This is a genomic window from Cereibacter changlensis JA139, assembly GCF_003034985.1.
In the GTDB taxonomy this organism is placed as follows: Bacteria; Pseudomonadota; Alphaproteobacteria; order Rhodobacterales; family Rhodobacteraceae; genus Cereibacter; species Cereibacter changlensis.
The window spans coordinates 1-9117 of the sequence record NZ_PZKG01000141.1; the positions used below are offsets into that span (position 1 = coordinate 1).

6 protein-coding genes are annotated in these 9117 nt (G+C 70.3%); 3 read left to right on the top strand and 3 right to left on the bottom strand.

The genetic code is table 11. From position 1 onward, the window contains the following. From C5F48_RS19570 to C5F48_RS19580, 3 genes are all read right to left on the bottom strand, one after another. The coding region (locus tag C5F48_RS19570; RefSeq protein WP_181247734.1) for a beta strand repeat-containing protein at positions 1-4764 on the bottom strand (4764 nt) is incomplete at its 3' end. 68 nt (positions 4765-4832) lie between these two features. After that, entirely contained in the window at positions 4833-5609 is a 777-nt protein-coding gene (locus tag C5F48_RS19575; protein WP_107665490.1) for a SapC family protein, read from the bottom strand. A 44-nt stretch (positions 5610-5653) separates the two neighbouring features. Continuing rightward, entirely contained in the window at positions 5654-6991 is a 1338-nt protein-coding gene (locus C5F48_RS19580; RefSeq protein ID WP_170139680.1) for a TolC family protein, read from the bottom strand. Between the two features lie 244 nt (positions 6992-7235). On the opposite strand from C5F48_RS19580, the gene C5F48_RS19585 reads away from it, so the two are divergent. From C5F48_RS19585 to bioB, 3 genes are all read left to right on the top strand, one after another. Further along, on the top strand, positions 7236-7904 hold the full coding sequence (locus C5F48_RS19585) for a GntR family transcriptional regulator (protein ID WP_107665492.1): 669 nt from the start codon (positions 7236-7238) through the stop codon (positions 7902-7904). Positions 7905-7983: 79 nt separating this feature from the next. Continuing rightward, on the top strand, positions 7984-8541 hold the full coding sequence (locus C5F48_RS19590) for a biotin transporter BioY (RefSeq protein ID WP_107665493.1): 558 nt from the start codon (positions 7984-7986) through the stop codon (positions 8539-8541). Then, on the top strand, positions 8538-9117 hold a 580-nt coding region (bioB, locus tag C5F48_RS19595), incomplete at its 3' end, for a biotin synthase BioB (protein ID WP_107665494.1). The genes C5F48_RS19590 and bioB, both read left to right, overlap by 4 nt.

Consider the following 9117-nt stretch of genomic DNA (forward strand, 5'->3'; position numbering starts at 1 on the left):
ATCGACCCCGGTGCGGTGCATCGCCTCGGCCAGGGCCGGCGCCGCGCCGACCAGCAGCTGCGCGCCCGAGGGCAGCGCCGCGATGCGGGCGAAGGTGGCCTGCGAGATCTCGCCCGAGGCTTCCAGCCAGACGGTCGCGCCATGGCTGCCGCTGATCGTCGTCGCCCCGGTGCCCGCGTCGTTCACCACCACGGTGCTCGCGCCGCTGCCCAGTTTCACCGTGTCGGCCCCGCCGCCGGTGCGGTAGAGGAAATCGGTCTGCAGCGCGCTGGCGTCGATGCTGTTGGCGCCGCTCGCGCCGCGCAGCTCGATCAGTTCGACGCCGCTGATGGTCGCAAGGGCCGCGCCGGCCGCGCCCTCGACGACCGGCGAGACGCGGTCGAAGGTGTCGCCGGCCTCGGTGACCGTCTCCAGCTTGAAGTCGCCCGCGAGGCCGGCCGCCGAGAGGATCACCCGGTCGCTGCCGCCGCCGCCGGCGATGGTCGCCGAGCCCTCGATCAGGATCACGTCGTCGCCGGCCGAGCCGGTAATCACATCCGCGCCTCCGAGGCTCTGGATCAGCACGCCGCCGGCGCTGGCCGGGGCAGCCTTGGCCACCGCGCCGGTGATCTTCGCCCGGTCGAGGCCGAGCACCTCGAGCACCTCGCTGTCGACCCAGGTGGCGACCTCGCCCCCCGCCCCGTTGCCGGTGACGGCGACGCCGGCGAAGGACAGCGCGCTGGAGCCGGAGCGCGAGGAGGACACCGTGATCACCCCGCCGGAGAGCGTGGCGGTCAGCCCGCTCGCATTGCCGGCGGCGTCCCTGGCAAAGGCGTCCAGCACATGCTGCAGCGTGGTGGCGGTGGAGGGGATGTCGATCTGGACGGTGGTGCCGTCCGGATGGGTCACGGTGAAATCGACGCCGTCGCGCATCGGCAGGCCGGCCCCGCGCGCCAGCAGCGACAGCAGCGTCGTGGGCGACAGCTGGCCCGAGGTGAGGCCGGCGGCACTGAGCGTGTCGTTGCCTGAGGTGCCGGTCAGGATGTAGTTCTCGAAGCCGGCGGTGGCGACGCGCTGCGCGTCGCTGCCGAAGGAGACCGAGCCGTCGCTGACGAGGACGGTCTGGCCGGTGACCAGCAGCCAGTCCGAACCCGCGCCGCCGTCGATCATCAGCGCCGCGTCATAGCTGCCCGCCGCGGTCAGCGTCACCCGGTCGCTGCCCGCCCCGAGCATGGCGCGGTGCTTGGCGCCAAGCCGCACCACATCGTCGAGCTCCGACCCGGTCAGCACCGCCGCGCCGGCCCAGCCGGCGATGTCGGCCCAGCCCGCGCGCTCCAGATCGAGCCGCAGGTCGAGGGTCTGGATATTGGTCAGCGTTTCCGGCGTGGTCAGCTTGCGCGTGCCGACGACCAGCACCCCGGTTGCGGCGAAGGCGACGGCAGCGGCATTGGCGGTGGCGCGCGACGAGCCGCTGGCCGAGAGGGCGAAGCCCGGATCGCGCCCGGCGAAGGAATCGCGCAGGACAAGCTGGACCGAGGTGACGCGGCCGTTGGCGGTGGTGACCAGCACGTCGACGGCGCTCTCGTCGAACTGGCGCAGCGCGTAGATCTGCGCCGCGACCTGATCGGCGGTGGCGGTGAAGCCGATCGAGGCGGTGCTCAGGGTCGAGCCGTCGGCCAGGGTCAGCGTCAGACGGAAGCTGTCGCCCGTACCCGCCGAGACCGGCAGGGTGACGGTGATCGTGCTCGCCCCGTCCTCCTCGCTGTCATGCAGCAGGCCGGAGGCGCCGACGTGATACTGGGTGAAGCCGTCCTCCAAGAGGGTATTCGCCCCCGCGCCGCCGTCGAAGACATCCTGCCCCATGCCGCCCGACAGCGTGTCGTCCAGCGCGCCGCCCTTCAGCGTGTCGTCGCCCGCCCCGCCGTAGAGCGCCACGCGCGCCCGGGTCAGGCCGGAGGCGTCAAACACATTGGCCCCGTCGTCGCCGCCGAGGCTGAACAGGCTGACGCCGGTCAGCGTGTGCGCGCCATCCGGGTGGGTGTAGACGATGGTCCCGTCCTCGGCGCCATCGGCCAGCGCCCGGTTTCCGGCGAGGCCGCTCGCGGCGAAGCTGTTCACCCCGGCATTGCCGGTCATTTGGTCGCTGCCGCCGCTCTCGGTGAAGACATCGTTCTGGGCGCTGCCGATCAGGATGTCGTCGCCCGCCCCGCCGCGCAGGGTGACCGAGCCGCGGGTGAAGCCGCTGGCGTCGATGGTCGTGCCGGCGGTGTCGGCATCGGCGGCGAGGAAGGCGCTCTCGATCCCCGAGAGGCCGACAACCGAGCCGCCCTGGGTGATCGCGGTATCGGTCAGGACGGTGGTCGCGGCGGCGCGGTCGTAGAAGACCATGTCGGCGCCCGCCCCGCCGTCCAGCGTGGCGCCGGCGATGAGCCGCGTGCCGATCCGGTCGTCGCCGGCCCCGCCCTGCACGAGCCGGGTGGTGGCGTCGCCCATCAGGCTGTCGTCGAACTCGGTGCCGATCAGCGCGTCCACCGCGCCGGTCCAGCCCGCCAGACCCGAGACCAGACCCTGGGTCAGGTCGACGCTCACCGCGCTCTCGTATTGGGCGATGCCTGCGCCGTCGCCGGCATAGGACAGCCGGACCAGCGGGTTGGTCCGCCCGCCGCTGCTCTCCATCCCGGCGAGGCGGATGCCCTCGTAGGACAGCCGCGCCCCGCCGAGCAGGATGGCGCCGGCGTAGACATCGGGGATGTACCAGGTGGCGGTGCTGCCGGTGGCGACGTTCAGGTCGAAGATCAGGCTGTCGGGATCATCCTCGCCGCCGAGCCTGGCGAGGCTTTCGGCCCCGGTGAAGCTGATGTCCTGCCCGGCGGTGAAGGCGTCGCCCGCGCCGAAGCGCAACTGCGCCCGGCCCGCCGCGCCATCGGCGCCGAGGCTGGTGACGGTGAAGCGGGTGCCGAGCGGGGTCTCGACGCCCGCGAGCAGGCCGGTCTCGTCCTGATCGCCCTGCAGCGTGTCGCTGCCCGCGCCCAGATCGACGCTCAGCGCGCCGAGGGTCGCGCCCAGCGTTACCACGTCGTCGCCGGCGCCGGTGATTACCGAGCGCATGCCGGCGTCGACCACGACGCTGTCGTCGCCCGCGCCGGTGCGGATCGCGGTGAAGCCCGCGACCGAGGTGAAGCCGCTGGCGCTGCCCTCGGTCTGGTCGAAGCTGATGTCGTCGGACAGCGCGGAATAGTCGATCAGGTTCAGCGCGGTGGCCGAGGGCGATACGCTGGCCACGATCTGCTCGAAACCGTCGGCGATCAGCGCGGTTCCGGCGCCGCCTGTCGTCGAGACGCTGACGCGGGGCGCCTCGATGCTGCCCGAGACGACGACCGTCACCGCCTGGCCATAGTCCAGCACCAGCCGGTCGGCGTTGTCGCCGCCGGTGACCCGGTCGATGCCGTAATAGGTCGCGTCGCGGTTCAGCGAGACCCAGTCGCCCTCGGCGTCGAGCTGGTGGAAGCCGAGCGTGAAGGCCGCTTCGGCATTGCCGGTGGCGGAACGGTCGGTGAGGGTCCAGACCAGCTGGTCGTCGGAGCCGGTCAGGCTGTCCTCGCCGCCCAGGAGGTTCATCCCGACGCCGGCGGCGGCGCGGGCCACGTCGCGGCCCATGGTGCCGGTGTAGCCGCTCATGCCGCGCACGTCGAAGAACAGCGGGTTCTGCCGGTCGCTGTCGCCCGGCTGGTAGAGGCTGATCTGCCCCGAGCCCGCGTTGATCGTCGCCCCGGTCTGGTTCGCCGTCACCGACTGGTAGCCGAGGTTCAGGTGGCCTGCCCCGGTGGTGGTCAGGCCTTCGGCCCCGGTGACCGACAGGCTGCTGGTCCGCCCCGCCGCGGGGGTTCCCGCAGAGACGCCTTGCGCGTCGGTGAAGCGCTTCAGCGCGATGCCGCCCGCGTCCCAGGTCAGGCCCCATTCGCTGGCGCCGGCGGTGCGGTCGGCGACGATGTCGCGCGTCGCCCGCATGTCGAAACCCTCGACATCGTTGAAGGTCAGGAAATGGTCGCGCCCGCCGGCATGGGTCACGCGGGTGTCGAGCGGCTTGTCGGCCTCGGCGGTCTCGGTGTCGGGATCGTTCGAGTCGGCGGCGGGCTGCAGCAGCGAGATCGAGCCGTCGGCGCCGTTGCCGTCGACCGCGTCCAGCGTCCAGACGAGGCCGGTCGAGGCCTCGGGCCCGCGGATCGTGTCGTTGCCGGCCCCGAGCGAAATCCGGACTTCCAGCCCCTCGGCCAGACCCAGCACCGACTGGTCGAGCACGAGGATGTTGTCGGCGCTGTTGCCCGAGATCGACAGCACGTCGATGGCATTGGCGGCGCCGGTCTTGCCGACCTGCACGATGCGCTTGGTGTCGCCCTGCATCTCCACCTTCCACTCAGAGAGGACGGTGGCGCTGGTATTGGCGGCATTCGTGCCCTGGATCAGTTGGAGCCGGTCTTCGCTGGTGTTGTTGCCGGTATCGACCTGGGTGATGCGCAGCGTGGCGTTCTCGACCCCGGCGGCCATCGCCGCCACGGCCGTCGCCGGGTCGCCGCTCATCAACAGCCGCGGCTCCAGCACGTCGATGCCCGGGCGCCGGCGCGAGAGGCTGGCCCCCTCGGCCTTCAGACGGCGGTCGAGCCAGGACCAGAGCCGGCCCGGCAGTTTCGGCCCCTCAGGAGCCTCGCGGAAAAAATCTGCCGGCAGGGACGGAACCTTTGCAGCCGCAACGGGTTTACCGTTTTTCGGTCTGAAATGCGTGCTCATGGTCCGGTACCGCCAGATCGAGGAAAGCGCGCCCGGAAGCCGGACGCGCATGGAGCATTGGCCTTGGCTCAGTTGAGCGCGGCGGCCTCCGGAAGCAGTTCGGGCGCGGCCTCCGGGGCGGGCTTCGCCGCGCCGATCCGGGCCACCAGCGGCTCGACCTGCTGCATCGACATCAGGTGCATCTGGATGAGGTCGAGATCGCCGTTGCGGAACATCTCCAGCACCTTGTCATCGGCGAGGTTGCGCAGCTTCTCGACCGAGACGCGCAGGAAGCCGGTGACGCCGCCCTGCTTGCCGTCGGGCAGGGTGTAGTCGATCCGCGCTTCTTCCAGCAGGCCGCTGGCCAGCAGCCGGTCGCAGAAGGCCTGGGTGCGGTTGAAGGTCGCCTGGTATTCCTCGACGAAGCGCAGCACCGTGCGGGTATAGGCGGTCTCGGCCCCGGTGGAGTCGAACAGCCGCTCGCCCTCGCCGCGATCGTTCAGCCCGGCATAGCTGTCATCGATGCAGAGCGTCAGCCGGTCGCTGCCCTCCTGCACCGCGAAGACGAAGGGATAGCGGCGGAAGAAGGCGGGGACGTAGCGGCCCTCCCAGGTTCCGTCCTCGGCGAGGAAGCTGTTGCGGTCCTGCTCGGCCCCGAGCAGCGCGGCGCAGACGATGCCGGTCTGGGTCCGGGTGAAGACGATCGGCAGCGTCGGCGCGACCTTGACGAATTCCACGTCGACGATCGGCACCGTGTTGGTCTTGCGGGTGAAGTCGAAGTTGGTGGTCTGCTTCACCGCCATGTCGCGGTGCTGGACGCGGTTCAAAGGGACCACGTTCTCGTAGATGAGTATCTGCCTGCTCATGCGTCTGCCTGTTCCTGATCCTGTTGTTTCGCGAGGGGGAAGCCTCAGCTTCCCGCCTGCGCCGAAATCGCCTTCATGTCGAGCGCCCCGAACAGCGCGTAAAGCTCCGCCTGCACCCGGAATTGCTGCAGCCGCGCCGACTGTACGTCGAGCCGCAGCGTGTCGCGCCGCAGCCGCTGCTCCAGGAGCACGCCTTCCGAGGCGCGGCCAGCGTCGAACTGCTCCTGCGCCGCGGCCACCGATTCCTCGCTCAACCGCAGCTGGCTGGAGAGCTTGCCGCTGCGCGCCGCGGTGGCGCGGGCCGCGCCGATCAGCGCCTTGTAGCGCGCCAACACCGCCCGCTCGGTCTGCTGCACCTTCAGGTCGGCGGCGCGTAGCCCGGCCTCGGCCTCGCGCACCCGCGACTTGCGGATACCACCCTCGTAGATCGGCACGGTGAGCATCGCGCCCCCCGTCACCGTCTGGGTCTTCGAGCCGCCGCCGAACAGCGAGCCCTCGGTGGTCTGGTGTTCGAAATCCAGCACAAGATCGACGGTCGGCTGCAGCGCGCCGCGCGCGCTGGCGATCTGCCGCTTGCCGACATCGGCCGCGGCCCGGGCCGACTGCAGATCGGGCGACATGGAGAGCAGCGCCGCCTCGGTCATGCTGCGGTCGATGTTGGCCAGATCCACCACGCCGAGCCGCGCCCCGTCCAGCGCCACCCCGGTCACGTCGAGCCCGGCATAGCGCTGCAGCCCGGCCAGCGCCTCGGCGAGGCCGATCTCGGCCTCCATCCGGTCGCTCTCGGCGGCGAAGGAATCGCCCTGGGCGCGGATCAGCACATCTGCCTCGCGCCGGCCGGCGGCCACGTCCTCCTCGACGCTGCGGACATAGTCGGCCCGGCCGTCGATGATCGCCTGGGCGCGGCGGATGCGCATCTGCGCCTGGGCCACCTCGAAATAGGCCACGATCATGTCGCGCACGATGCGGTTGCGCGCGACCTCGGCATCGGCCTGACGCACCGCGTCCTGGGCGCGCGCCAGCGGCAGCGCCCGGAAGCGCACCGCGTCATAGATCGGCTGCCGGACCGAGAAGTTGAAGGTGACCTTGGGATACTGGCTGCTGCCCTCGGCATAGGTCTCGTTGTCCGAGGAGATGACCTCCTGCTGGATCTGGTCATATTGCAGCGACAGCTGGACCCGCGGCAGGCGCTGGCCCTTGGCCTGCTTCACGCCCTCGGCCGAGGCGGCCAGATCGGCGTCGATGATCCCGGTCTCGATCCCCGCCGTCATCATGCGGGTATAGGCTTGCATCAGCGTCACGCTCTCGGCCCGGACGGCCTGCCCGGACAGCATCAGGACCGCCAGACCGGCGACCAGCGCCCCTCCCCCGGACCGCCTCATCGCCGGACGTCTCCCGGGCCGATGCCGCGGAACCGCGGACGCTGCAGCAAAAGCATGACGCACACCTTTATTGAGTATCGGGATACCTAAATTGTAGTAAGTGGGCCGCATCTTAACGTTGCGTTAGTATATTGCAAGCATGCCGCAGGTGGAGGCCATGATATTGCGTCTGCCGTGTCCTGGCCGCCAGAATGCCTTGCTGCCAATCCTCGACAGGCCGGCCCGCCGGGATTATCTATAACCCATGCAGTCACCTCCCGAAGACACCCACGCGACGCGGATCGCGCGCATCCTGGCGGACCGCATCATCACCGGCGAGATCGCGCCCGGCGCGCGGCTGCGGCAGGACCACATCGCCCTGGAGTTCGGCGCAAGCCATGTGCCAGTGCGCGAGGCCTTCCGCGAGTTGCAGGCGCAGGGGCTGGCCGAGAGCCTGCCGCGCCGGGGCTTCCGCGTCACCGAATTCGACGTGGCGGAGCTGCGCGAGGTGGCCGAGATGCGGGCGAGCCTCGAAACGCTGGCGCTGCGCCATGCGGCACCCAACATCACCCGGGCAATTCTGGCGAAAGCAGAAGAGGTTACACGCCGCGGCGACAGCGCCGACACGGTGCGCGACTGGGAGGCGGCGAACCGGCATTTCCACCGGCTGATCCTGGCGCCCTGCCGGATGCCGCGCCTGCTGCGGACCATCGACGATCTGCAGGCGGCCAGCGCCCGCTTCCTCTTCGCCGCCTGGCGGCGGGACTGGGAGGCGCGCACCGATCACGACCACCGCGCCATTCTGGAGGCGCTGCGCAAGGGCCGGACCGACCTTGCCTGCGCGACGCTGGCCCGCCATGTCGGCTGGATCGGCAAGCGGAAGCCTGCCACAAAAAATTCTGACCTGCGCGAGACTTACGAGATACCTGGCTGATTATCTATAATCCTGATTGCCGGCCGACACCGCACCTCCGTAACTCTAGATGGAGTACACATCCATCTTCGGAGAGCCCATGACATCGCTGACCTCCTCCCTGTCCCGCTCCGGCCCGCTGTGGCGCGGGCTGGCCTTCGCGCTTTGCGGCGCGGCGCTGATCACTCTTGGCGCCAAGGTCCAGATCCCGTTCTGGCCGGTGCCGATGACGCTGCACACGCTCGCGGTGTTTCTCGTTGCAGCCGCGCTTGGCTCCCGCCTCGGTCTGGCCGCCATGGCCGCCTATCTCGGCGCGGGCGCGATCGGCCTGCCAGTGTTTTCCGGCGCGCCCGAACGTGGCATTGGCCTTGCCTATCTGGCCGGGCCCACGGGCGGCTATCTGGCAGGCTATCTGGTTGCGGCGGGGCTGATCGGCTGGCTGGCGGCGGGACGTGGCTGGATGAGGCGCGCCCTGGCGATGCTGGCGGGGCTTGCGGTGGTCTATGCGGCGGGGCTGGCCTGGCTCGCGTTCTTCGTGCCGGGACCGAAGCTGCTGGCCGTCGGCCTCGTGCCCTTTCTGCCGGGAGATCTGGTGAAGATCGCGCTGGCGACGACACTCCTCTCCGGCCTGAACCGCCTGAAGGGCCGCGCGCAATGATCCGCACCGACTGGACGATGGCGGAGGCGCGGGCGGTTCACGCCCTGCCCTTTCCCGACCTGCTGCACCGCGCGCAGACCACCCACCGCGCACATTTCGACCCCAACGTGATCGAGACCGCCAGCCTGCTGAGCATCAAGACCGGCGGCTGCCCTGAGGATTGTGGCTATTGCTCGCAATCCGCGCATCACGACACCGGGGTGAAGGCGACCCGGCTGATGGGCGCGGATGAGGTGTTGGCGGCGGCGCGGCGCGCCAAGGCGGCGGGCGCGCAGCGGTTCTGCATGGGGGCCGCCTGGCGCAGCCCCAAGGACCGCGACATGGACAAGCTCTGCGACATGGTGCAGGGCGTGGCCGGTATGGGGCTGGAGACCTGCATGACGCTGGGGATGCTCTCCCCCGATCAGGTGGCGCGGCTGAAGGCGGCGGGGCTCGATTTCTACAACCACAACATCGACACGTCGCCGGGCTATTACCCGCAGATCGCCAGCACCCGGACAATGGAAGACCGGTTGCAGACGGTCGAGGCGGTGCGCCGCGGCGGCATCAAGGTCTGCTGCGGCGGTATTCTCGGCA